The organism is Phaeobacter sp. NW0010-22 (assembly GCF_040365955.1).
Classification (GTDB): Bacteria; Pseudomonadota; Alphaproteobacteria; order Rhodobacterales; family Rhodobacteraceae; genus OMPR01.
The window spans coordinates 492,624-515,354 of record NZ_BAABWT010000001.1 but is presented as its reverse complement, the minus strand read 5'-3'; the positions used below and the strand labels follow the sequence as shown (position 1 = coordinate 515,354).

Annotated in this window: 26 protein-coding genes; 3 read left to right on the top strand and 23 right to left on the bottom strand. The window is 54.9% G+C overall.

Annotated features, from left to right (window positions below; all coding sequences use genetic code 11):
• Nucleotides 1–136 precede the first annotated feature (136 nt).
• From ABWV33_RS02300 to ABWV33_RS02290, 3 genes are all read right to left on the bottom strand, one after another.
• A complete protein-coding gene (locus ABWV33_RS02300) occupies nt 137–1,696 on the bottom strand; it encodes a trimethylamine methyltransferase family protein (protein ID WP_113824947.1) in 1,560 nt (519 codons plus the stop codon).
• A gap of 123 nt (nt 1,697–1,819) precedes the next feature.
• Entirely contained in the window at nt 1,820–2,509 is a 690-nt protein-coding gene (locus ABWV33_RS02295) for an HAD family hydrolase (protein ID WP_353328965.1), read from the bottom strand.
• A gap of 35 nt (nt 2,510–2,544) precedes the next feature.
• Nucleotides 2,545–2,829, bottom strand: coding sequence for a DUF3572 domain-containing protein (locus tag ABWV33_RS02290; RefSeq protein ID WP_113824945.1), 285 nt, complete (start codon nt 2,827–2,829; stop codon nt 2,545–2,547).
• Between the two features lie 95 nt (nt 2,830–2,924).
• Between ABWV33_RS02290 and ABWV33_RS02285 the strand changes: the two genes are divergently transcribed.
• Nucleotides 2,925–4,319: a diguanylate cyclase gene (locus ABWV33_RS02285; protein WP_121999052.1), complete on the top strand. Its 1,395-nt coding sequence runs from the start codon at nt 2,925–2,927 to the stop codon at nt 4,317–4,319.
• 9 nt (nt 4,320–4,328) lie between these two features.
• Here the strand turns inward: ABWV33_RS02285 and ABWV33_RS02280 are convergent, their stop codons facing one another.
• From ABWV33_RS02280 to ABWV33_RS02265, 4 genes are read right to left on the bottom strand one after another with little or no spacing between them, the layout of a single operon-like run.
• Complete coding sequence (locus tag ABWV33_RS02280) at nt 4,329–4,814, bottom strand: periplasmic heavy metal sensor (RefSeq protein ID WP_164620911.1); 486 nt, start codon at nt 4,812–4,814, stop codon at nt 4,329–4,331.
• Nucleotides 4,815–5,174, bottom strand: coding sequence for a hypothetical protein (locus ABWV33_RS02275; RefSeq protein WP_353328964.1), 360 nt, complete (start codon nt 5,172–5,174; stop codon nt 4,815–4,817).
• A complete protein-coding gene (locus ABWV33_RS02270; RefSeq protein WP_251134539.1) occupies nt 5,167–5,730 on the bottom strand; it encodes an RNA polymerase sigma factor in 564 nt (187 codons plus the stop codon). The genes ABWV33_RS02275 and ABWV33_RS02270 overlap by 8 nt, the downstream gene beginning before the upstream one ends.
• A gap of 57 nt (nt 5,731–5,787) precedes the next feature.
• Entirely contained in the window at nt 5,788–6,258 is a 471-nt protein-coding gene (locus ABWV33_RS02265; protein ID WP_353328963.1) for an EF-hand domain-containing protein, read from the bottom strand.
• A 232-nt stretch (nt 6,259–6,490) separates the two neighbouring features.
• On the opposite strand from ABWV33_RS02265, the gene ABWV33_RS02260 reads away from it, so the two are divergent.
• Both ABWV33_RS02260 and ABWV33_RS02255 read left to right on the top strand, forming a co-directional pair.
• Nucleotides 6,491–6,892 carry a DUF983 domain-containing protein gene (locus ABWV33_RS02260; protein ID WP_353328962.1) on the top strand — a complete coding sequence of 134 codons (402 nt, stop codon included), beginning with the start codon at nt 6,491–6,493 and terminating at the stop codon, nt 6,890–6,892.
• A 22-nt stretch (nt 6,893–6,914) separates the two neighbouring features.
• The gene (locus tag ABWV33_RS02255) at nt 6,915–7,616 is read left to right on the top strand and encodes an NUDIX hydrolase (RefSeq protein ID WP_353328961.1); all 702 of its coding nucleotides are present in this window, start codon (nt 6,915–6,917) and stop codon (nt 7,614–7,616) included.
• A gap of 36 nt (nt 7,617–7,652) precedes the next feature.
• Here ABWV33_RS02255 and ABWV33_RS02250 read toward each other — a convergent pair whose 3' ends face one another.
• The 16 genes from ABWV33_RS02250 to ABWV33_RS02175 all read right to left on the bottom strand — a co-directional run bounded on the left by ABWV33_RS02250 (nt 7,653) and on the right by ABWV33_RS02175 (nt 22,720).
• Nucleotides 7,653–9,320: a ribonuclease J gene (locus ABWV33_RS02250; protein WP_353328960.1), complete on the bottom strand. Its 1,668-nt coding sequence runs from the start codon at nt 9,318–9,320 to the stop codon at nt 7,653–7,655.
• A gap of 3 nt (nt 9,321–9,323) precedes the next feature.
• Nucleotides 9,324–10,097, bottom strand: a complete 774-nt coding sequence (locus ABWV33_RS02245) for a type III pantothenate kinase (RefSeq protein ID WP_113824939.1) — start codon at nt 10,095–10,097, stop codon at nt 9,324–9,326.
• An 11-nt stretch (nt 10,098–10,108) separates the two neighbouring features.
• Nucleotides 10,109–10,858, bottom strand: a complete 750-nt coding sequence (locus ABWV33_RS02240; protein WP_353328959.1) for a biotin--[acetyl-CoA-carboxylase] ligase — start codon at nt 10,856–10,858, stop codon at nt 10,109–10,111.
• A 54-nt stretch (nt 10,859–10,912) separates the two neighbouring features.
• Nucleotides 10,913–12,355 carry an NADH-quinone oxidoreductase subunit NuoN gene (gene nuoN / locus ABWV33_RS02235; RefSeq protein WP_353328958.1) on the bottom strand — a complete coding sequence of 481 codons (1,443 nt, stop codon included), beginning with the start codon at nt 12,353–12,355 and terminating at the stop codon, nt 10,913–10,915.
• A gap of 15 nt (nt 12,356–12,370) precedes the next feature.
• Nucleotides 12,371–13,912: an NADH-quinone oxidoreductase subunit M gene (locus tag ABWV33_RS02230; protein WP_353328957.1), complete on the bottom strand. Its 1,542-nt coding sequence runs from the start codon at nt 13,910–13,912 to the stop codon at nt 12,371–12,373.
• Entirely contained in the window at nt 13,912–16,068 is a 2,157-nt protein-coding gene (gene nuoL / locus ABWV33_RS02225; protein ID WP_353328956.1) for an NADH-quinone oxidoreductase subunit L, read from the bottom strand. The genes ABWV33_RS02230 and nuoL overlap by 1 nt, the downstream gene beginning before the upstream one ends.
• 6 nt (nt 16,069–16,074) lie before the next feature.
• Nucleotides 16,075–16,380 carry an NADH-quinone oxidoreductase subunit NuoK gene (gene nuoK, locus ABWV33_RS02220; RefSeq protein ID WP_113824934.1) on the bottom strand — a complete coding sequence of 102 codons (306 nt, stop codon included), beginning with the start codon at nt 16,378–16,380 and terminating at the stop codon, nt 16,075–16,077.
• 4 nt (nt 16,381–16,384) lie between these two features.
• Nucleotides 16,385–16,987: an NADH-quinone oxidoreductase subunit J gene (locus ABWV33_RS02215; RefSeq protein ID WP_113824933.1), complete on the bottom strand. Its 603-nt coding sequence runs from the start codon at nt 16,985–16,987 to the stop codon at nt 16,385–16,387.
• Nucleotides 16,984–17,403, bottom strand: a complete 420-nt coding sequence (locus tag ABWV33_RS02210) for a carboxymuconolactone decarboxylase family protein (protein ID WP_113824932.1) — start codon at nt 17,401–17,403, stop codon at nt 16,984–16,986. Before ABWV33_RS02210 ends, ABWV33_RS02215 begins: the two co-directional genes overlap by 4 nt.
• Nucleotides 17,400–17,894, bottom strand: a complete 495-nt coding sequence (gene nuoI, locus ABWV33_RS02205) for an NADH-quinone oxidoreductase subunit NuoI (protein ID WP_113824931.1) — start codon at nt 17,892–17,894, stop codon at nt 17,400–17,402. Before nuoI ends, ABWV33_RS02210 begins: the two co-directional genes overlap by 4 nt.
• A gap of 2 nt (nt 17,895–17,896) precedes the next feature.
• Complete coding sequence (gene nuoH, locus ABWV33_RS02200; RefSeq protein WP_113824930.1) at nt 17,897–18,934, bottom strand: NADH-quinone oxidoreductase subunit NuoH; 1,038 nt, start codon at nt 18,932–18,934, stop codon at nt 17,897–17,899.
• Between the two features lie 6 nt (nt 18,935–18,940).
• Nucleotides 18,941–19,324, bottom strand: a complete 384-nt coding sequence (locus ABWV33_RS02195) for a YNQ4 family lipoprotein (protein ID WP_113824929.1) — start codon at nt 19,322–19,324, stop codon at nt 18,941–18,943.
• On the bottom strand, nt 19,321–21,354 hold the full coding sequence (gene nuoG, locus ABWV33_RS02190; protein ID WP_353328955.1) for an NADH-quinone oxidoreductase subunit NuoG: 2,034 nt from the start codon (nt 21,352–21,354) through the stop codon (nt 19,321–19,323). Before nuoG ends, ABWV33_RS02195 begins: the two co-directional genes overlap by 4 nt.
• A 3-nt stretch (nt 21,355–21,357) precedes the next feature.
• Nucleotides 21,358–21,762, bottom strand: coding sequence for a DUF5333 domain-containing protein (locus ABWV33_RS02185; RefSeq protein ID WP_113824927.1), 405 nt, complete (start codon nt 21,760–21,762; stop codon nt 21,358–21,360).
• A 98-nt stretch (nt 21,763–21,860) separates the two neighbouring features.
• Complete coding sequence (locus ABWV33_RS02180) at nt 21,861–22,307, bottom strand: hypothetical protein (protein WP_353328954.1); 447 nt, start codon at nt 22,305–22,307, stop codon at nt 21,861–21,863.
• Nucleotides 22,304–22,720: an MAPEG family protein gene (locus ABWV33_RS02175; RefSeq protein ID WP_113824926.1), complete on the bottom strand. Its 417-nt coding sequence runs from the start codon at nt 22,718–22,720 to the stop codon at nt 22,304–22,306. The genes ABWV33_RS02180 and ABWV33_RS02175 overlap by 4 nt, the downstream gene beginning before the upstream one ends.
• Nucleotides 22,721–22,731 lie beyond the last annotated feature (11 nt).

Sequence of the window (22,731 nt, the reverse complement as noted above, 5' to 3'; positions counted from 1 at the left end):
GCACACGCCAGATGCGTAGATTTGGCCAAATGTCACAGCGAGCCGGCAGGCCATAAATCTGTCCCGGCATGAAACGTCCCCCTCCAATCAAAACGCGCACTTTGGTTGGAGGGGGACGATTCTTGAAAAAGAGCCTTCAGAAGTCGGTAGGCGCGCCCCCTTCGGATTTGCGCCGCGCGACAAAATCAGCCAGTTCGTCGCGGATCGCAATATCCATCGGCGGCTCTTCGAAATTGGCTACGATTTCCTTGAACATGTGGTGGGCGCGCTCAGGGGTCCAAATGGCACCGGCAACTTCCCAGCCTTCGTAGTTTTTCCAATCACTCAAAAAGGGTTGGTAAAATGCAGATGTGTACCGATCCTGTGTGTGCTTGATGCCAAAGAAGTGCCCTTCGTTGCCCACGGACTTGATCGCATCCAAAGCGATTTCATCAGGGCCCGTTGCCGTGATTTCGGGTTCCATATAGCGCTGGATCTGTTGCAGAACTTCGCAATCCATAATGAATTTTTCAGGGCTCGCGATCAAACCGCCTTCTAACCAACCCGCAGCGTGATACACCATGTTGGTGCCCGACTGCACCGACGCCCAGAGCGAATTTGACGTCTCCCACATGGCTTGCCCGTCCGGAACGTTTGCCGCGCACACACCAGAACTGCGCATTGGCAGGCCATAGAACCGGGCCATCTGACCGGTCATTTGTGTGGCACGCATGTATTCCGGAGTTCCAAAAGCAGGCGCACCTGATTTCATGTCGACATTCGACGTAAACGTGCCAATGACACAGGGAATGCCGGGTTTCACATATTGAAACAACGCAATAGCGCACAGCGCTTCAGCCAAGGATTGCGCGACAGCTCCCGCCATGGTCACAGGTGCCATCGCCCCCGCCAGCGTAAAGGGCGTAACAACAATCGCTTGTCCCCGGCGCGCCAACCGTAGGCAGCCATCAATCATCGGGTGATCATGCTTCAGTGGAGAAGTCGAATTGATGTTGGTGTACATGCGCGGCTTGGCTTGGAATTCCTCTTCGGTCAACCCACCCGCGATCCGCACCATTTCCATGACATCTTCAACACGCTCTTTTCCCAAGGAATAGGCATGCATCGCTTTGTCGGTGATCGTCAGCTTGTCGTATAGCACGTCCAGATGACGGACCGAGGCGTGAATATCCACGGGTTCAACCGGGTACCCGCCCGCAAAGTGGATACAGTTGAAATACTGCGTAAGCTTCAAAAGGTTGGCACACATCTCGCGCGTTCCGGGCACTTTTTTCCCGATGGACATGTCCCAATAATTCGGAGGCGAAGACACATTGCCGAAAAGCATCGTATTGCCGCCAACAGTCAACTCGCGATCCGTATTGCGCGGTGTGATGGTAAAGGTGCTGGGGGCCTTCCCCACCATTTCCATGATCCAATGGCGATCAAAGCGAACGATGTCACCGTCGATCTTACACCCGGCCTCGCGCAAGATACCCAACGCCTCGGTGTTCAGAAACGCAACGCCTACCTCTTCGAGGATCCGCATCGCCCCCTCGTGGATTGCTTCGACCCCTTCGGGACCCAAAGGTTCGGTTGGTCGATCTATGTTGACTGGCAACCGCCAAGGCATCTGCTCAATCACATCTCCGCCCCGGCGCGCTGCTGCTCCGGCGCGTCCACCACCGCGGCGTCGGCGTGCTGTATTATCTGTCATGGCATTCTCCCGGTTCACTTACGAACAAGAAGGCACCAAGGCTACCACCGGCCTCCGCTCCGAACGCGACAGAAAATGTCGCGTTCCACTCTTAGACCGGCGAATTCAAGACGCGATTGACGTTTATGCCACCAGCCAAGCAGGGATATGCCCAATATCAGGCAGAACAACATCTGCGTGCGGGGCAAGATCTTCGGCCTGCGCCATGCCTGTCAGAACACCAATCGTGGTCATGCCCGCAGCACGGCCAGCGATCAGATCATGGGTGCTGTCCCCCACCATCGCAATTTGCGTTGGCTCCATACCGATGTGTTTGGCAAAAGCAAGCAATTGGCCCGGTCCAGGTTTGGCGCCATGCCCACTGTCAAACCCTGCGATGAAATCAAACCGCTCAGAAACACCAGCCTTGATCAGATGCGCCATTGCCGGTGCTTCGGCATCATTTGTTGCCACCCCAAGCTTGAACCCCTTCTCTCGGAGATTGTCGAGGAACGAAGCCAACGGCACGGCCTCTGCCTGAGGCGCAGTTGCGGCTTCTTCGTTCAACAACACAACAAGCGCGTCCTGAGTGGTGTCCGCGAAATGCGGCAATAGGGTCGCCGCAATTTCCGAAGGCGTGCCAGCGATTACAATGCTGTCAGGGGAAAAGCTATTGCTTTGCATGTCGAACCCAATGGTCAGGCCAACAGCCGTCGCGCGGATTTCGTCATTGTCGCAAACCCGCAAGAGAAACGCGCGGGCAAAACTTTCCCAAGTTGCAGCGAAATCAAAAAGCGTGCCGTCTTTGTCAAACAGCAATGCAGAGATAGCCATTGCGGGGGTACTCCGGTGATTGAGAGGTTAACGTATTAGGTCCAATGCGTGTCAGCAGCGCCGACCAAAACAGCACGTGCCTGCATCGGCAAGTCATATTTTGTCTCGCTAGCATCACAAAATGCGATCACCCAGGCATCGTCCATCATAAGAAAGTCCAGCACAGACCCAAGGAACTCTGGGTCACTCACGCGCGCCCTTATGTCGGCTTCCGAAGCCCCCGTAGCCCCAAGAAACACGGGTAAAAGCTCATCATTGGTGACCAACCAAGCCAACGCTTTCAGCGCCAGGGTTTCGGATGCATCGGCGGAAAGTTGCATAAATGTTCCCGTGTCTCTGGCGCGGAAAGGGTTTGTTAACCTGTCTCATAAACAATTTAACAATAAATGAAAGCAATAGTCGAAAGGCTAACGCCGTGCAGGGAACAATATTAGTACTCGATGGTGTCTCCACCAATCGGATCATGCTCAAGGTACAGCTCTCGGCTGCTTGGTATCGCGTGGCTCAAGGTGACCGGCTCGAGGGGCTGGTGCCCCTTGTGCGCCGCGTCAGACCCGACCTTATTTTGACGGCGATGTCTTTGCCCGATGGGGATGCGCTCGACGTGCGTGCCGCCTTGCAGTTGGATGAAGAGCTCGCAGGCATTCCCATAATCGCGGTGACTGCCGAGAACGATCGCAACGCCAATTTCCGCGCCCTTGGTGCCGGGATCGAAGATGTGCTTAGTCAGCCTTATGACGATGTGATCCTCCTTGCCCGCATCCGCAGCCTGATCCGTGCCCACACAACCGCTGAAGAGCTTCGTATTCAAAGCGGGGCACAGCCTGTAGGCATGGCTGAACCCGCAGCTGGCTTTCCAACCCTCTTACCGGCCGCCAACATCGCCGTGGTCACGCAGAGTCCCGGCACTGGAGCCATCTGGCGCGCCCGTCTCAAAGGCAATACCCGTCATCAGCTGGATCTGCACAAAATCGACGACATCCAAAGTTTGCTGAGTGATCGCATCCCGGACGCCATCATCGTCGAACTGTGCGACAGTGAAACCGGGTTGCGCCTCCTGGCTGATCTGCGCGCGCGCAGCAGCACTCGCCACGCTGCTGTCATTGCCATACCCAACCCTGCGAATGCTTACCTCTCAGCCGATGCACTAGATCGCGGCGCCGACGATGTCATGCCTGCGGGCTTTTGTGCCGATGAACTTGTGCTTCGGCTCGAAACACAATTGCGTCGACGCGCCCGTTCCGAGAGTTACCGAGATACGGTACGCGATGGTCTTCTTGCGGCTTTGACTGATCCGATGACCGGATTACACAATCGCCGCTTTGCTTTGCCCGAACTACACCGCATTGCACGCAACGCAGCTGAAACCGGCGAAAGCTTTGCAGTCATGCTCGCTGATTTGGATCACTTCAAAGGCATCAACGATGCCTATGGTCACCCCGTCGGAGACAAAGTGCTGGTCGAAACGGCCAATCGCCTACGCACGCAATTGCGCCCGACGGACCTAATTGCCAGGATTGGTGGCGAAGAATTCATGATTGTCCTGCCCAACACCACACGGATAGAAGCCCTGCAAATAGCGGATCGCCTCTGCCGTCGTATTAATGGGGAACCCTTTGAAATCCGTGGATTGCCAGAACCAATTCAAGTTACGACCAGTATCGGGCTTGTTCTTCGGCGCAGTGAAACTCGCAGCAAAAAAATACGGTCAAATGATGTGCCTGACCTGATCGAACAGGCAGATCGCGCGCTTTACGAGGCCAAAGGAGCGGGACGCAACCAAGTGTCGATGATCGCGTCCGCTGCGTGACTTAGCGGATTAGTTACCCTCACGCTTTCGGTCCGACCACTTGCGTTTGTGCTTTGCCATATTTTCCAGACGATCCGCATACTCTGAACGCTCGGCATCGCTCATAAGGTTGATCCGTTCCAACCATGAAACCTGCAACGTCTCAAAGAACGCATCTCGGTCCTGCTTTTGCTTTTTAAGCGCCTCAGTCAACGCTGCTGCATCAAATGGCACCGCCCGCAAAAGCGCGGCAACCGCCTGTGCGTCCTTGATCTTAGCCTTGCCTTTGTCGCTGCGACGATCGCGAAACTTCTGGTGCATTTCGGATCGATGTTCACGCGGCATGGCTCGGAACAAGGCAGAGCCCAGACTAGATGGTGGCGGACGCATCCCGTCTGGCCCGCCCAATCGCATCACGGCCCCAACCGCCAATCCCACAACCAGTAGGTTCAGGCTTAAGGAAACTCCCAGAAGGATCCGCAACCAAAGCCGCGATTTCTGTTTAGGTTCGCTCATTTACCCCTCCTCGGTCAGGAATATGCCCAACCCAGTTTCTTGGAACAGATCCGCTTCCATTTGTTGTTGCAGCACCAATTCGACCGGATCCGGTAAGAAATCCGGGGGCGCCAACCCAATCCAAACGCCAGCAGCACAGGCAGTCGCCAATCCGCTCAGTCCCGCCCATCCGCCCAAAGCCTGCTGCACCTGTGCCCACAGCCCTCTGTGGGGGCGCGCTTGCTCGGGTATAGATGGGGCGCTTATCTCAGCCTGTACAGCATCTGCATCCTGCAACATTCGGGTCACCAGGTCAGACGGCATCGCATTGCGCGTGTCCCGCGCTTGGGAAAAAAGTAGATCCAGATCTTCGTCAGCCATCGCTATACCCCAATTCTGCACGCCGCCCGGCCAAAGCCTTGGCCAACGTTCGCTTGCCTCGGGCGGTCAGACTTTCGACCGCCTCAACGCTGATGTCCATGATCCCCGAAATCTCGGGGTTTGAAAGCTCTTCAATGTGGCGCAAAACCACCGCTTGGCGTTGCCGTTCAGGCAATTCCATCAGGGCCGCCTGCAACGCATCAAAACGCGCGGCATTCTGCAGCCGTTCTGGAACACTGCACGCGGGATCTTCTGGTTCGGCCACCGCATCCAAATCGACGGTTCGCCGCCGACGCTTCAGGTCCAAACACAAGTTTAACGTCACACGATAAAGCCAGGTCGAAACCTTGGCCTGCCCTTGCTCCCACTTGGGGGCCATGCGCCAAAGCCGCATCATCGCGTCTTGTGCCACGTCTTCGGCTTCGGCGCGATTGCCCAGCACGCGCATCGCAACATTAAAAGTGCGCGGACCCAGCCGATCCGTCAGCATGCGCGCAGCCTCTGGATCTCCATTGGCAAACAACACCAACAGCGCATCATCGCTGGGTGTACTCATGGCAGGTGTCCCGCCATGAGTACTTTGCGAAATTGAGGCAAGATCATCCACACCTGATCAATTCTTGTTTTTTGACCCTTTGCCCTTACCCCATTTCCCATGCTTCTGCATACGGGCTTTGGCTTCTGCAAATTCTTCTTCCGAGATGGAGCCGTTGTCATCGGCATCCATACGATCAAAGAATTTTCCCGCCTTGCGTGGCTTGGGCATTTCATCTTCGCTCAGAAACCCGTCTTTGTTGGCATCATGACGTTCCATCATCTTACCAGCGCGTGCCTTGGCCCGCTCTTCTGCATTTGCCTGCATCTCTTCCAAGCTTAGTTTACCATCGCCATCGGCATCTGCCTTTGCAAATCGCGCCTTTCGGTGTGCCTGCATTTCTTCTTTGGTGATTTCACCGTTGTTGTCGGCGTCCAATTCCTGAAACGTGACCTGTGGTCCATGACCCGGCCCCTTGGCCAACGCACCTGTGGCAACGATGCTCGAGGCTGCCAATACGATCCCTGCGATAATGCCTGCATGTTTCATGTCGGGTCTTCCTGTGTTGTTCAGCGGCCCCTTGCCGCCGATCATACAGTTCAAACGGGATACATCACTGGTTCCGTCGCACTTCCCCAAAGTTTTTTTTCATCTCGATACAATCAGCGGAATAACGAGGCGCAATTCTCATGTTTTGCGGCATCCCGCCGCAACGACGCCATATGCTCTTTCCCTTTATCCGGACACCCATCACAAATGCGAAGAACATAATGAGTTCCCTATGACGGATCAAAGCACTGTGCAGACGCTGTCGCGAGATGACCGCCCGACATGGCCGGCGGTTCGATGTGGATTTCGCGGCAAATGCCCAAACTGTGGCAAAGGCAAGCTTTTGCACAGTTATCTCAAAGTAAATGACGCCTGTGCAGACTGTGGCGAAGCGTTCGTGCACCACCGCGCGGATGATGGCCCCGCCTATCTGACCATTCTGATTGTCGGCCACCTTTTCGCCCCGCTATTACATATTGTCTTTGTTCAATTTCGCCAGGACCCTTTGACCCTATTTGCAATCTTTGCCCTTGGTTGTCTGAGCTTGTCACTCTACCTTCTACCCAGACTGAAGGGGGTCGTTGTCGCCTATCAATGGGCGCGCCGGATGCACGGGTTCGGAAATGACGACTGACCCTTCAAACACGCGAGGGGCCATGAGTATAGATAAGACAGCAATCCGCAATGCCGCGACGGTCATTGTACTTCGAAACCGATTGCAGGACCCATCGATCCTGATGGGGCAACGCGGGGCTAAAGCCGCGTTTATGCCTAATAAATTCGTTTTCCCCGGCGGCGCTGTGGATGCCGAAGATGCCCAGATCCCGCTTGCAACCCCACTTCCAGAGGTGTGCACAGATCGCCTCCGAGAAAGTGCACCGGAAGATCTGCATCACGCCCTTGCCGTGGCCGCTATTCGTGAACTCTGGGAAGAAACAGGCCTCATCCTTGGCCGCCCCGGCGAATGGGCCGATAATGTTCCTGCAGATTGGACCAGTTTTGCGTCAACAGGGCATATGCCCGTGGCTCATGGGCTGCAATTTGTGTTCCGTGCCTTAACCCCACCTGGCCGCCCACGGCGTTTTGACGCGAGGTTCTTTTTGGTGGATGCGGACGAGATTCAGGGGGATCTGGACGATTTCACCCACGCCTCAGACGAGCTTTCACATCTGCAATGGGTCAAACTGAGCGAAGCTCGAAAATTTGATCTGCCCTTCATCACCGAGGTGGTCCTGGCCGAAGTGGCCGGTCGCGTCACAGACCCAACGCCCCCTCAATCCGTTCCCTATTTCCACAACAACGACGAGGCCAGTTTGTTCTTGCGGTTGCGGGGGTATCCGATGCCCGATCACCCCTGATCGGACATCGCTTTCTTTGTGACGGTCAGGATGCGGTCAGCGCATCCGGCTGATCACAACCGTGACCTCGGGCTTTTTACCGATCTCAGCTTGTGACGTCTGGCGCACGATACGGCGCAGCGCCTCTTCCAGCTTATCGTCGTCTTTGCGGGTCTTATCACCGGACCGCATCAAGAACTGATTCAGGTCAGCTTCAAGGATTTCGACCAGTGCCGCCTTGGAGTTACCGGTTTCGGCCAGCCCCATGGTGTCACACCACGGCTCGCCCAAAGGCTCGTCCTCTTCGTCCAAGATCACCGTGACAGTCACATGACCGTTCAACGCCATCCGAATCCGGTCACGGACCACGCCATCCATTGCACCAATTTTGGTCGACCCATCCAGATAGGTCCGTCCGGTTTCGATGTATTCGGCAACCTTGGGGGCATTGCCAGACAGGTCCAGCATCATCCCATTCACGGCCACAATACCGGTCCGTCCGTTGGATTCAGCAAGTTTGGTGTGTTCACGTAGGTGGCGGTGTTCCCCATGCATCGGGATAACCATCTGCGGATCAACAATCCCGTGCAACCGCTCTAGGTCTGGCCGGTTGGCGTGCCCAGAAACGTGATAAAGCCCAGAGCTGTCATCCACAACATCCACGCCCTTCTCACTGAGTTGGTTGATAATACGGATCACACCCTTTTCATTGCCCGGAATGGTTTTGGAAGAGAACAAGAATAAATCGCCCTGCTTCAATTCCAACCCACGGTATTTGCCACGTGCCAACTGGGCGCTAGCCGCCCGACGTTCACCTTGGCTGCCAGTCACGATCAGCATCACATGATCCCGGGGAATATCACGCGCTTCTTCTGGGCTGATCACCTTGGGGAAATCAGTCAGAACACCGGTTTCCATCGACGCTTCGATCATGCGACGCATCGCGCGCCCCAGCAATACAACAGACCGCCCTGCCCGTTCACCGGCTTCGGCCAGCGACTTAACCCGCGCAACGTTGCTGGCGAATGTGGTTGCAACCACCATGCCCGAGGCGCCAGACACCAGTTTAGTGATCTCTGGGGCAACTTCGATCTCCGAGCGCCCGGGATGTTGCGAGAACACATTCGTGCTGTCACACACCAGCGCTTTGACACCGGGCTTGCTGACCTCGGTCCACAGATCTGGATCAAAGGCTTCGCCAACGATCGGGGTTGGATCCAGTTTGAAATCACCCGAATGCACCACACGCCCTGTTGGGCTGTCGATCACCAATCCCGCACTTTCCGGGATCGAGTGCGACATTGGCAAAAAGCCAACTTTGAAAGGGCCGACACTGACCTGTTCGGGCCAAGGCATCGCAGTGATCACGGCATCCTCTGGTTGGCCGTGTTCTTCCATTTTGCGACGCGCAATGTTGGCGGTAAAAGGGCGTGCATATACTGGCGCACCCAGATCCCCATAACAATGCGCGACTGCACCGATGTGATCTTCGTGCGCGTGGGTGACAAAAATCGCATCCAGCCGGTCTGCGCGTTCGCGCAGCCAAGCAATATCAGGCATGATCAGGTCAACACCCGGGGTGCCATCCATATCGGGAAAGGCAACACCAAGGTCGACTAGGATATAGCGTTCCTTGTCAGGCGCACCATAACCATAGACATAGGCATTCATGCCAATTTCGCCCGCCCCACCGAGGGGCAGATATATCAAACGTTCGCTGCTCATGGGTCAGCTGTTTTCCTTGTTATAGCGATGAATCACGGTCAATCCGTGCATCGTCAAATCATCTTCGAACGCATCGAACAAATCGACGGTCTGCTGGAACAAAGGTGCCAGCCCACCAGTCGAAACGATTTTCATCGGACGCTCGTGTTCTTCTTTGATCCGCGTGCAAATTTCCCGCACCAGACCCACATATCCCCAGAACACCCCCGATTGCATACAAGCAACCGTATTGGTTCCGATCACATTCTGCGGCTTCGAAATATCGACATGAGGCAAGGCCGCTGCTGCCTGATGTAGCGCTTCGAGGCTCAGGTTCACCCCCGGCGCGATCACACCACCAATGTAGGCACCATCATGTGCCACAACATCGAATGTTGTCGCCGTTCCAAAGTCAACCACGACCAGATCCCCACCATGGCGATCATAGGCGCCCGCCGTATTGACCAGCCGGTCAGGCCCGACCTGCGTCCCGGTATCAACACGCGGAAGATGAGGCAACAGACATTCGGGCTTGCCGACCACGATCGGACGGCACCCAAAAAACCGATCAGCAAAAACACGCAGGTTGAACACAACCCTAGGCACGGTTGAGGAAATGATCACATCCGTGATGTCCACTTCGATCCCATAGTGTTTCACCAGCGTCGAATACCAAGTGAAATATGCATCCGCCGTACGTGCGTGATGGGTCGACGTTCGCAGCGTGCACAGAAAACTTTCACCGTCCCAGATCGAGAAAACAGTATTCGTATTCCCGCAATCAATCGCCAATAGCATGTCTTAGACCCTCAGAAAAATACATCTGCCGCCGGAATGGTAACCCGGCCTTTAGCGGTGTTTAAGACAAGGTTGCCTGTGGCGTCCACCGTTTCAAAGGTTCCAACCGTCTCGGACGTTGCGGTACGGGCTGTAATCACTTCGCCCAATTTCGCGGCGCGGGACAACCAGGCCGTTCGGATCGGTTCAAATCCATAAGTGGTGAATTGGGCCTCGTAACGGTCATATGCAAGGGCCAACTCGCTTAAGAACGCCTCAGGCGTGACCAGTGCACCCGTTTCAGACAACAAAGAGACAGGGCGCAGCGCCCCGTTTTCGACGTTTTCAACTGGTGGTGCTTCAGCCAAGTTAACACCAATCCCGATGGCAAGATGTGTCACACTGCCCGCTTGGCCAGCGCTTTCCAACAAGATCCCAGCCAATTTCCCACCATTTAGCAAAACGTCGTTTGGCCATTTCAGCGACAGCCCAGTCGCACGCCCAGTCACCGCGACACAAGCATCAAACAGCGCAAGTGCCGCTACAAAACTACGCAATGCGATCTGTCCTGGCTCCCCTTCTGGGCGCATGACCAAGGTCGAGGCCAGATTGCCGCGTGGATCTGTCCAGGCCCGTCCCCGCCTCCCTCGGCCCGAAGTCTGACGGAGGGCCAATATCCATTCGGGACCCGTCAGGGTCGGCGCGATGCGTGCGGCTTCGTTCAAGGTGCTGTCGACTTCTGCGAGCACCCGCTTTCCGTATCCAATTGGCCAGTCGTTCATCGCAAAAAGGCCCGGTCAAACGACCGAGCCCCCTCTGTTAGTTTGAAAACGAAATCAGTTAACAAGTGCTGCAGCCGCAGAGGCAGCAGCCCCTTCGATCCCAAATTGGTAAAAGACACCAATCATCATCAAAGCAGCCGACCCCATCAAAGCAGTCCACAAAACTGGTGAAGAGTGTGTGTCCAGCTGTTCATCTGTTTCCCCGCCGAAATACATGTAGAACACGATCCGCAAGTAATAGAAGGCACCAATGACAGAGGCGATGGCAGAGGCAACAACCAAGCCCATCAGGCCCGCTTCAATAGCAGCTTGCCAAACGCCGAACTTGGCAAAGAACCCAAGAAATGGCGGGACACCCGCAAGGCTGAACATCAACACAAGGACAGCCAACGCTTTGGCAGGTTCACGGCTTGCATACATCCGCAGTGCGTCAATATCGGTGATTGGCTGTCCGTCACGTTCCATCATCAGAATAAAGGCAAAGGTCCCAACGTTCATCGTGACATAGATTGCCATATAGATCAGCATCGACTGCACACCCAGAACGGTGCCAGCAGCAAGACCGATCAACGCATACCCCATGTGAGCTATCGAAGAAAACGCCATAAGTCGCTTGATGTCGCGTTGTCCGATCGCGGCAACCGCGCCCAGGAACATCGACAGCACCGACAGAACAACTAGAACTTGCTGCCAGTCAGAAACAGCCGCACCAAAGGCATCATGCAGAACGCGCGCAAACAGGCCCATTGCAGCGACCTTAGGTGCGGTGGCAAAAAAGGCGGTGATTGGCGTTGGAGAGCCTTCGTAAACATCCGGGGTCCACATGTGGAACGGTACAGCCGACACTTTGAACGCAAGACCTGAGATCAGGAACACCAAGCCAAACAACAACCCGACCGAAACCGACCCATGTTGCGCAGTTTGAATGATGCCCGAGAACAGGGTTGTGCCAGAAAAGCCGTAGATCAAAGATGCGCCATACAGCAACAATCCAGAGCTAAGCGCGCCCAGCACAAAATACTTCAGGCCAGCTTCGGTCGATTTGATGCTATCGCGGCGCAGTGCAGCAACCACATAAAGCGCCAGAGATTGCAGTTCGAGGCCCATGTACAGCGACATCAAATCACCTGCCGAGACCATCATCATCATACCGACTGAGGCCAACGCGATCAGCAATGGGTATTCAAATCGCAGCAAACCGCGACGCGACATGTACTCTTGGCTCATCACCAAAACGGCGGCCCCTGACAACAAAACCGCAGCCTTGGCAAAGCGCGAGAAACTGTCGTCAACAAACATCCCATTAAAGGCAACATTTGTTCCTTCACCGCCGGTGATAATCACCGCAGCGAGAAATACCATGATGGCACTGGTCAACCAGACCAATGTTGGCGCCATGCCATCCTTGATTGTGTACACCGCCACCAAAAGGGCGCCCATGGCGTAAACAGCCAGAAGGATCTCTGGCAGAATTACGATCAGATCAGCCTGGATCATTTTCCCAAAGCTCCCTTAGTGCGATGCGACTTGGGTCGCGGTGTCAGCCGCGGCCAGAGCCGAGTCAAAATTCGAAACCAGCGCCGCAGTTGACGGGCCGATAATATCGGTGACGAGTGATGGATAAACACCAAGCAGGATGGTCATCACGATCAATGGCGCAAACACAAGGCGTTCGCGGCTATCCATATCCGTGATGGATTTGAGGCTTTCTCGGATCAAATCCCCAAATACGACACGACGGTACAACCACAAGGCATATCCGGCCGAGAAAATGACCCCAGTTGCCGCAACCGCCGCTACCCAAGTGTTTTTCTGGAAGGTGCCCATCAGCGTCAGGAATTCCCCAACAAACCCGGAAGTTCCCGGAAGGCCGACGTTCGCCATCGTGAACAGCATGAACACCAGCGCATAAGCAGGCATCCGGCTGACCAGACCGCCATATGCGTCGATCTCGCGTGTATGCATCCGGTCATAGATTACACCGACACACAGGAACAACGCAGCAGAGATAAAACCGTGGCTGAGCATCTGAAAGATTGCCCCATCCACACCTTGTTGATTTGCTGCAAAGATCCCCATCGTCACAAAACCCATGTGCGCGACAGACGAATAAGCGATCAACTTTTTCATGTCTTCCTGCACCATGGCGACCAAGGATGTGTAGACTACAGCAATCGCCGACATCCAAAGAACCATAGGGGTCAATACATCAGACCCCACCGGGAACATCGGCAAGCTAAAGCGCAAGAAGCCGTACCCGCCCATCTTCAACAGGATCGCAGCCAGAACCACCGAACCCGCTGTCGGGGCCTGAACGTGCGCATCAGGCAACCAAGTATGTACCGGCCACATTGGCATTTTCACAGCGAACGACGCAAAGAACGCGATGAACATCAGCGTTTGCATCCCGCCGACCACATGTACCCCAAGCACCGAGAAGCTCGCGGCAGAGAATTGATGCGTCAAAAGAACCGTGATGTCTGTGGTTTGAGCGTCTGCATACATCGCAACCATCGCGACCAGCATCAGCACCGACCCAAGGAAAGTATAAAGGAAGAACTTGAAGCTCGCGTAGATACGCTCTTTGCCACCCCAAATCCCAATGATCAGGAACATCGGGATCAACCCAGCCTCGAAGAACAGATAGAACAGCACCAGATCCAGCGCCATGAACACACCCAGCATGAGCGTTTCAAGCAGCAAGAAGGCGATCATGTATTCTTTGACGCGATGGGTGACATTCCAGCTGGCCAAAATGGTCAGTGGCATGATGAACGTTGTCAGCAAGACGAACAGAACCGAAATGCCGTCCACGCCCATCTTGTATTTCAAGCCCAGCAGCCATTCGCCTTCTTCTACAAACTGAAACCCTGTATTTGCAGGGTCAAAGCCTGTGTAGATGCCGATGGACACCAGAAACGTGACAGTTGAGGCAAACAACGCAACCAATTTGGCATTACGTTGCGCTGCCGCATCCTCGCCCCGGAGAAAAACCGCCAGGATCAGACCAGCCAGTGCTGGAACGAAGGTGACGATGGAGAGGATATTATCCATTAGTGTGCGCCTCCGCCGATCGACATCCAGGTGACAAGGGCAGCAATGCCCAGAACCATCCAGAAGGCATAGGTAAATATGTAGCCCGACTGCGCCTTGCCTGCGAGGCGGGTAAAGAAGGGAACGATGCCCATGGCAACGCCGTTCAGGAACCCGTCGATGACATTACCATCCCCGCGCTTCCACAAGAACCGACCAATTGCCAAAGCAGGTTTGACGAATACAACGTCATACAGCTCGTCAAAGTACCATTTGTTCTTGAGGAACAAATAGAGCGGCTGGAACGTCGCAGCCAAGCGCGCAGGCAACGTGGTGTTGACCAGATAGAACCAGATCGCCAAGCCAAGCCCCAGCAACATCGCGATGAACGGTGACACCTTGACCCACTTGGGAGCAGAATGCGCATCATTCAGGACATTGTTGTCAGGTGCAAAGTACAATGCCCCCTCGCCGGGTTTGCCTGCAAACATCGCGTGATGCCCGTCGCCGTGTCCCTCTGCATCCGATGCGTGATCACTCGCGCCCGCCTCAGACGTGCCGTGATCATCCGCTTTAGGTGCATCATGCGAAACGGTATCGGTGCTCGACGCGCCGTGCGAGGTGGTTTCCCCATGACCGGATGCGTCTGCCTGTGGGATACCATAAAATGTACTGACGCGTTCGGTGCTGCCAAAGAATGGCGCATACCACAACATACCTGCCAAAACGGCGCCCACGGACAATGCACCCAACGGGATCAACATCACTTTGGGGCTTTCATGCGCATGGTCGTGTGTATGCTTGTTGCCACGTGCCGCACCAAAGAATGTGAGGAAAATCAGACGCCAGCTGTAGAAGCTGGTCATAGCCGCCGCGATAACCAGCATCCAGAACCCATAGCCGGATCCACCGGCATAAGCGCTCTCAATGATCGCATCTTTAGACAGGAAACCCGCAAAACCAATATGCGTCAGTGGAATACCAACGCCGGTGATGGCCAATGTCCCAATCATCATTGACCAGTACGTGAACGGAATTTTCTTCCGCAAACCACCATAGTTGGTCATGTCCTGCTCGTGATGCATCGCATGGATGACCGAACCAGCCCCAAGGAACAACAGCGCCTTAAAGAACGCATGGGTGAACAAGTGGAACATCGCCGCTGAATACATCCCAACGCCTGCCGCAACGAACATATACCCCAGCTGAGAACAGGTCGAATAAGCAATAACGCGTTTGATATCCGTCTGCACCAAGCCAACGGTGGCCGCAAAAAATGCGGTGGTTGCGCCGATAACCGTGATGAACCCAGTTGCCGCGGGGGCAAACTCCATCAGCGGCGACATCCGGCAAACGAGGAAAACGCCTGCGGTCACCATAGTAGCAGCGTGGATCAGCGCCGACACAGGTGTCGGACCTTCCATCGCATCAGGCAGCCATGTGTGCAGGAACAGTTGCGCCGACTTGCCCATCGCGCCGATGAACAACAACACACAAACAACTTCCATCGCATTCCAATCGGCCCACAGGAAGGTGAGCTTCATTTCAGCAATCTGCGGTGCTGCTGCAAAGATGTCGTTAAAGTTGATGCTGTCGGTCAGCATGAACAGCGCAAAGATGCCCAACGCAAACCCAAAGTCACCGACCCGGTTCACAATAAAGGCCTTCATCGCGGCGGCGTTGGCTGTTGGCTTGCGATAGTAAAAACCGATCAGCAGATAGGATGCGACGCCTACACCTTCCCAGCCAAAGAACATCTGAACCAGGTTGTCCGCTGTCACCAGCATAAGCATAGCAAAGGTAAAGAACGACAGATAGGCAAAGAAACGCGGTTTATAGCTTTCGCCCTTCCGCCATTGCGGATCATCCGCCATGTAGCCAAATGAATACAGGTGAACGAGGCTTGAGACACTGGTCACGACGATCAGCATGATTGCCGTCATACGATCCAGACGAATGGCCCAAGATGTGCTGAGTGACCCGCTTTCGATCCAGCGAAAGATCTCAATGTGCTGGGTGTGCCCATCAAAGAACAGGAACACAATCCAGCTGAGCAAGGCCGCCAGAAACAAGAGACCTGTCGCGGTCCACAGGGCGGCTGTCTCGCCGATAAATCTCCAGCCAAATCCGCAAATTAGCGCGCCGACCAAAGGGGCGAAGAGGATAGTGGTTTCCATTGTCGCTTAGCCCTTCATCACGTTGATGTCTTCGACCGAGATAGTACCCCGGTTGCGGAAGAAGCAGACCAAGATTGCAAGGCCAATCGCAGCCTCGGCGGCAGCCACCGTCAGCACGAACAACGTAAAGACCTGGCCCACCAAATCGCCGAGGAACGACGAAAAGGCGACTAGGTTTATGTTCACTGCGAGCAGCATCAATTCAATGCTCATCAACAGGATAATTACGTTCTTACGGTTCAGGAAAAGCCCGAAGATGCCGATGACGAACAACGTCGCCGCGACGGTTAGATAATGTTCAAGTCCGATCATGCGCTTACAGCCCCTGCCCCGGTTTGACGTCCTTGAGTTCCATCGCTTTGGCTGGATCACGCATCATCTGCGCGACGATGTCCTGACGTTTGATGTCAGTGCGATGACGCAGTGTCAGCACGATTGCACCGATCATTGCGACCAGCAGGATCAGTCCTGCGAGTTGGAACAGAAGGAAATATTGGTCATAGATAATGAGGCCAAGCGCCTCGGTATTGTGTCTGTCTGCCGGGATCGGTTGGGCCAGCTGCTCCGCCGCGCCATGTGCGCTTTCCCATGCGCCAAAGGCCATGACGAATTGCATCAGGATAACCAGACCGATCAGCAAGGCCAGCGGCATGTAACGGGCCATTTCGGCTTTCAGTTCTGCGAAATCAACATCCAACATCATCACGACGAACAGGAACAAAACCGCAACCGCGCCAACATAAACGATCACTAAAAGCATGGCCACGAATTCAGCGCCCAACAGCACGAACAGGCCCGCCGCAGAGATAAAGGATAGGATCAGCCACAACACCGAATGCACTGGCTGTCGGCTGATCACCGTGAACAGCCCGCCCGTGATGGCGCTGATCGCAAAGAGGTAGAAAGCAAATACGCTCATGTTTCGTCGTCCCCATTTTCGCCCAGGACCTCTTGCGCCAGTTCCAGCGCGCGGGTCATGGCCGGAATGCCAGCGAAAACCGACATCTGTCCAATCGCTTCAACGATCTCTTGTTTCTTGGCGCCTGCCTCAACCGCGTGACGCACGGTCTGACGCACGGCGCTGTCTGCCTGCGCGCCCTGACAGGTCAGTCCGGCCAGCGTTAGCAACAACCGGGTCTTGGCATCCAGCCCGCCTTTGTTGACCGTGTTGCCAAACATCATTTCCATAACTTCTTTGGGCATCTTGGGCCACATGGCCTCGAAGCCCTTAAAGGCGTCGGTGGGTGAGAAATTCTCCAGTGCAGGGTTCATGGTTTTTGCCATATCCTGCGCCTGTTTCATCATCATCTCGAATGGGTTCTTAGGATCTGTCATCGGTACGGAGCATCCAATTCGAGGTTACGGGCAATTTCAGCTTCCCACCGCTCACCGTTCGCCAACAATTTGTCCTTGTCATAGAACAACTCTTCGCGGGTTTCGGTGGCGAATTCGAAATTCGGCCCCTCTACGATTGCATCCACGGGGCAAGCTTCCTGACAAAACCCGCAATAGATGCATTTTGTCATGTCAAGGTCATAGCGCGTGGTGCGGCGGCTGCCGTCTTCGCGGGGTTCGGCGTCAATGGTGATTGCCTGTGCAGGACAAATCGCCTCGCAGAGTTTGCAAGCAATGCAGCGTTCTTCGCCGTTTGGGTAACGGCGTAGGGCATGTTCACCCCGGAACCGCGGCGACAATGGCCCCTTTTCGTGCGGATAATTCAGCGTCGCTTTGGGGGCAAAAAAGTACTTGAGCCCCAACTTCATGCCGACAAAGAAATCCTGAAGAAGGAAATATTTTGCCGCGCGGGTATAGTCGATGTTCGCCATGATCAGCCCCCCACGGTCCAGCGTGCAAATACACCCCAGAACCAGTCAAATTTTGCCGCGAAGGCCACGAAAACAACCCAGAACAATGAGAATGGCAGGAAAACCTTCCACCCCAAGCGCATCAACTGATCATAGCGGTAACGCGGTGTGATCGCCTTAACCATCGCAAACAGGAAGAAGAAGAACGCCATCTTCCCGACCATCCACAGGACGCCGTCGGGCAGTCCAGGAATCGGCGACAGCCAGCCACCAAAGAACAACAAAGAGATCAGCGCGCACATCAAGAAGATCGCGATGTATTCCCCCGCCATGAACAGCAGGAACATCGTTGCCGAATATTCAACCTGATAGCCCGCAACCAATTCGGATTCAGCTTCTGGCAAATCGAACGGCGGACGGTTGGTTTCGGCCAATGCCGAGATGAAGAACAAGAACACCATCGGGAAGTGTGGCAACCAGTACCAGTTAAACAGGCCCAGATTACCATCTTGCGCCGCAACGATGGCCGAAAAGTTCAACGAACCCGTCGAAATGACAACGCCGATGATAATCAAGCCAATCGAAACTTCGTAAGAAATCATCTGCGCTGCAGAGCGAAGCGACCCAAGGAATGGGTATTTCGAGTTGGATGCCCAGCCCCCCATGATCACGCCGTAAACTTCAAGCGATGACACAGCGAACACATACAGGATCGCAACGTTGATATCTGACAGAACCCATCCGTCGTTGAACGGGATAACCGCCCAAGCGATCATCGCCAAAACGAAAGAGGTCAGTGGAGCCAGAATAAACACAGCCCGGTCTGCACCGGCTGGGATTACCACCTCTTTGACAATATATTTCAATGCGTCCGCAACAGATTGCAGCAGGCCAAAAGCCCCCACAACATTGGGTCCGCGACGCATTTGGACCGCGGCCCAGATTTTGCGGTCGCCGTACACCAGGAACAGCAGTGAAATCATCACAAAAGCAACAACTGCAAGCACTTGCGCCAAGATAATCACGGCTATGCCGCCTGGGGTGTTAAAGAATTCAGCCATAGGTCCTCACACCGTGGGTATTCCGTTTTCCGCGCAATTTGCGACCACGACTTCGGCGTCGATGGTCTGCAGCCCACGCGGCAGTGATGGCGAAATGGTATAAATGGCATCAGCCGCCCATACGCCGTCGTTCTCGTTCACATTTGTACGCAAGTGACGCGCAAACCCGTATCCCCGGATCAGCGCGTATTGCGCGGCAGCACATTCGGCATAGGCATCCAAATCAGTGCCATCCCGTGCGCCTGCCATCTGCACGTCAAATTGCACCAGATCCCCTTCGAGCAACGCAGTTTCCACACCAAGATAATCTGGTGCGAACCGTGTCACGTCGACCGGCGGTGGACCACAGGCGGCCAACGCGCAGAGGGATATGGGTGCGAGACGCTTCATTCTGCGGCCATTTTCTCCGCATTGCGCGCCTTGGCCCCGGCTGACAGCTCTGCCATCAATTCCGAAGCACGCGCGATTGGGTTGGTCAGATAGTAATCCTTGATCGTCAGCTGGAATGTCGCTGTACCCAAAGACGCAGGCACCAATTCCTGAACCTCATTACTGGCAACGACATCCACGTTTCCAAGGTGCGGAACAGCCGCGACCAAGGCCTGCCGCAGTTGCGCCAGTGAATCATAAGGCAGCACTGCTTCACACTCGGCGCTCAGCGCGCGCAGGATAGCCCAGTTTTCCTTGGCTTCACCCGGTGCAAAACCAGCACGCTGCGCAATCTGTGGTCGCCCTTCGGTGTTCACGAACAAACCGGACTCTTCGGTGTAGGCCGCGCCCGGAAAAATAACATCCGCGCGGTGCGCGCCGCGATCTCCGTGACTTCCTTGATAGATCACAAAAGCGCCGCCGTTTTCGCGTGGGGCCACTTCGATGTTATCGCCACCGAGGTTGATCAGAACATCCGCTTCGCTCACGGCGTCCAGACCACGTTCGTTCGTGGCATCCACATCCATCGCACCAACGCGCGACGCTGCGGTGTGCAAAACAAGCAATCCACTGTTTGTGTTCAGAGCGATCTTTTGTGCCGCAGCCAGAACCGCTGCGCCGTCTGCCTCTTGCAAGGCGCCCTGCCCAACGATCACCAAGGATGGCTTTTCCCGGATTTCATCCGAGCCACCCATATCAAGCGCCTCTTGCAGGGCCTCACGATCATTGCCCATGTGATGATATTCATAGGTCAAATCGGCGGCTTCACCAACCAGAGTAACTTCGGCACCATTGATCCAAGCCCGACGAATACGCGCATTCAACACAGGCGCTTCGTTGCGCGGATCGGTACCAATCAAAAGAATGCGTCCTGCGGTGTCGATATCTTCGATTGCGGCGGTGCCAACATAGGCGCTGCGGTTTCCGGCTGGCAACTTAGCCCCATCCAGACGGCTTTCGACCACGCCGCCTTTGGACTCAACCAGTTGCTTAAGGGCAAACGCAGCCTCAACCGAGGACAGATCTCCGACAACACCGGCCAGTTTCTCGGCCCCGTTGATCGCTGTCGCAGCAGCCGCCAATGCTTCTGGCCAGCTTGCGGGTTTCAATTTGCCATTCACACGCACAAACGGACGATCCAAACGCTGGCGGCGCAGGCCATCCCAGACAAAGCGGGTTTTGTCAGAAATCCACTCTTCGTTGACCCCATCATGATTGCGCGGCAAAATCCGCATCACTTCGCGACCTTTGGTATCAACCCGAATGTTCGATCCAAGCGCATCCATAACGTCAATCGTTTCTGTTTTGCTCAGCTCCCAAGGGCGGGCAGTAAAGGCATAAGGTTTTGAGGTCAGCGCCCCAACCGGGCACAGATCAATGATGTTGCCCTGCAGATTCGAAACCAGTGTTTCATTCAGATAGGATGTGATTTCGGCATCTTCACCACGTCCCGTCTGCCCCATCTGGGAGATCCCGGCCACTTCGGAAGTGAACCGCACACACCGCGTACAAGAAATACAACGGGTCATCGCAGTCGAAACAAGCGGCCCTAGATCCAAATCATCCACCGCGCGCTTGGGTTCGTTGAATCGGGTCGCCGAGATGCCGTAAGCCATGGCCTGATCTTGCAAATCGCACTCACCGCCTTGGTCGCAAATCGGGCAATCCAACGGGTGGTTGATGAGCATGAACTCCATCACCCCTTCGCGGGCCTTTTTGACCATGGGTGAATTCGTCTTTACCACCGGTGCTTGGCCCTCGGGTCCCGGACGCAAATCCCGAACCTGCATGGCGCAAGACGCTGCAGGCTTTGGCGGGCCACCTACAACTTCGACCAGACACATGCGGCAGTTGCCAGCGATGGACAGGCGCTCGTGATAGCAAAAGCGCGGAACCTCGACCCCGGCCTGCTCACAGGCCTGAATCAGGGTCATCGCGCCCTCAACTTCGATCTCGTTTCCGTCAATATTGATCTTGCGGAGGTCAGACATGATCTAATTCGCCTTCAAATACACGCCGATCGCGCTGTTTTTCTTGATCTCTGCACGCCCGACCGCACAGAATGTTTCCGGTTTGTCGTAGTTGGCACCAAGAGCGACCAAATAACTTTCGCCCTTTTTGCGCATACGCGCTTTTTCTACATCTGATTCAACATAGGCTCGGATCTCGGTGTCCGAATATCCCATATCATTTGCGAGCCCCTTTAGGCGCCACAGTTCATTCAACCCTTTGAGACGACGCGCACCCAACGAGTCGCATTTCTTCGAAATCTCACTGGCCAGTGCGATCCAATACAACGAGTCATCGATTTCGCTCACCTCTCTGAGGTGTGGTTTGGCCCAGCTGCTGGTTGGCAGCGCAATCAAGAATGCGAGAACAGAGTACTTTAGAACAGACATGACATTTCCTTTCGTTCTGATGCCCTCAGAACGGCTGGGTGTGCCCTTGCTATGCAATAACAGGGCGCCCAATACGTCAGGATATGTCGGTTTTTTGCTCATGGACGTTGACAGGTCCCACGAAGATTAAGTGAGCCATCAACAACGCGCAGCTGTGAGGGATCGCTGTCCGGACCCACTGACCAAATAATATCAGAAGACCCATATTTTTCGATACAGTACCGCGTGCCCGCATATCGACCGGCTTCGCGCGCGCCTTCAATCGACGAACCCGCGTCTTTTACCTGCACATCGAATTGCGACAGCGTCGCCTTTTTATCCACGGCTGAGGCTTTGGTCGGGAAATAGAACCCATCGAATAGAATCCGATCTTCCTTTTTCACGCGGTTGCAACCGGCGGCCAAAGCCACAACACAAACAGCAACAACTAACGTGGCTTTATGGGTCATCAGATTTCGCTTTTCTGCCCCCAAGACGCCAATCGCATCCGGGATCGTTTCATTCATCACTGTTTTGCGCTCTGCACGCAGGTGAAATCCCGTCATAGCACAGCCACCAATGTCATCGCCGCAATCACAACCAGACAAGCCCAGCCCAGAACATAGGTGATAGAGCGCAACCCACTGTGGGGCGCACCGACGCCGCCTATATGAATAGCCAGCATCAAAACCCGGCTCACCAAGAACACAGATGCCAGCACATTCACCCAAAACGGATCAACAGCGGCCAGCATCGCGGCAACCGTCACAGTCAGGAACGCAGGCAGCGTTTCCGTCCCATTCAAGTAAGCCCGGTTCAGGCGATAGGCGCGGTCGGCGTAATCCTCAGATGGTGTTGCACCCGGGGCCATCCCACCCTTTTGCTTGGCTAAGGCGGACAAGGGCGACATCAGTAGAATAATCAGTGCGAACAGCACCAACGACGCAATTGCGTGTCCGTATTCTGCAAAATTCTCCATGTTCGCCCCTT

Coding starts and splice junctions, on each gene's coding strand:
- ABWV33_RS02280 (WP_164620911.1), bottom strand. CDS start 4,814: ATGAGCGAACCTAAACAGAAATCGCGGCTTTGGTTGCGGATCCTTCTG.
- ABWV33_RS02255 (WP_353328961.1), top strand. CDS start 6,915: ATGAGTATAGATAAGACAGCAATCCGCAATGCCGCGACGGTCATTGTA.
- ABWV33_RS02270 (WP_251134539.1), bottom strand. CDS start 5,730: ATGAGTACACCCAGCGATGATGCGCTGTTGGTGTTGTTTGCCAATGGA.
- ABWV33_RS02290 (WP_113824945.1), bottom strand. CDS start 2,829: ATGCAACTTTCCGCCGATGCATCCGAAACCCTGGCGCTGAAAGCGTTG.
- nuoH (WP_113824930.1), bottom strand. CDS start 18,934: ATGGCTGAATTCTTTAACACCCCAGGCGGCATAGCCGTGATTATCTTG.
- nuoG (WP_353328955.1), bottom strand. CDS start 21,354: ATGTCTGACCTCCGCAAGATCAATATTGACGGAAACGAGATCGAAGTT.
- nuoK (WP_113824934.1), bottom strand. CDS start 16,380: ATGATCGGACTTGAACATTATCTAACCGTCGCGGCGACGTTGTTCGTC.
- ABWV33_RS02250 (WP_353328960.1), bottom strand. CDS start 9,320: ATGAGCAGCGAACGTTTGATATATCTGCCCCTCGGTGGGGCGGGCGAA.
- ABWV33_RS02300 (WP_113824947.1), bottom strand. CDS start 1,696: ATGACAGATAATACAGCACGCCGACGCCGCGGTGGTGGACGCGCCGGA.
- ABWV33_RS02245 (WP_113824939.1), bottom strand. CDS start 10,097: ATGCTATTGGCGATTGATTGCGGGAATACGAATACTGTTTTCTCGATC.
- ABWV33_RS02195 (WP_113824929.1), bottom strand. CDS start 19,324: ATGAAGCGTCTCGCACCCATATCCCTCTGCGCGTTGGCCGCCTGTGGT.
- ABWV33_RS02240 (WP_353328959.1), bottom strand. CDS start 10,858: ATGAACGACTGGCCAATTGGATACGGAAAGCGGGTGCTCGCAGAAGTC.
- ABWV33_RS02265 (WP_353328963.1), bottom strand. CDS start 6,258: ATGAAACATGCAGGCATTATCGCAGGGATCGTATTGGCAGCCTCGAGC.
- ABWV33_RS02175 (WP_113824926.1), bottom strand. CDS start 22,720: ATGGAGAATTTTGCAGAATACGGACACGCAATTGCGTCGTTGGTGCTG.
- ABWV33_RS02260 (WP_353328962.1), top strand. CDS start 6,491: ATGACGGATCAAAGCACTGTGCAGACGCTGTCGCGAGATGACCGCCCG.
- ABWV33_RS02185 (WP_113824927.1), bottom strand. CDS start 21,762: ATGTCTGTTCTAAAGTACTCTGTTCTCGCATTCTTGATTGCGCTGCCA.
- ABWV33_RS02210 (WP_113824932.1), bottom strand. CDS start 17,403: ATGACAGATCCTAAGAACCCATTCGAGATGATGATGAAACAGGCGCAG.
- ABWV33_RS02180 (WP_353328954.1), bottom strand. CDS start 22,307: ATGACGGGATTTCACCTGCGTGCAGAGCGCAAAACAGTGATGAATGAA.
- nuoN (WP_353328958.1), bottom strand. CDS start 12,355: ATGATCCAGGCTGATCTGATCGTAATTCTGCCAGAGATCCTTCTGGCT.
- nuoI (WP_113824931.1), bottom strand. CDS start 17,894: ATGGCGAACATCGACTATACCCGCGCGGCAAAATATTTCCTTCTTCAG.
- ABWV33_RS02295 (WP_353328965.1), bottom strand. CDS start 2,509: ATGGCTATCTCTGCATTGCTGTTTGACAAAGACGGCACGCTTTTTGAT.
- ABWV33_RS02275 (WP_353328964.1), bottom strand. CDS start 5,174: ATGGCTGACGAAGATCTGGATCTACTTTTTTCCCAAGCGCGGGACACG.
- nuoL (WP_353328956.1), bottom strand. CDS start 16,068: ATGGAAACCACTATCCTCTTCGCCCCTTTGGTCGGCGCGCTAATTTGC.
- ABWV33_RS02215 (WP_113824933.1), bottom strand. CDS start 16,987: ATGAGCGTATTTGCTTTCTACCTCTTTGCGATCAGCGCCATCACGGGC.
- ABWV33_RS02230 (WP_353328957.1), bottom strand. CDS start 13,912: ATGGATAATATCCTCTCCATCGTCACCTTCGTTCCAGCACTGGCTGGT.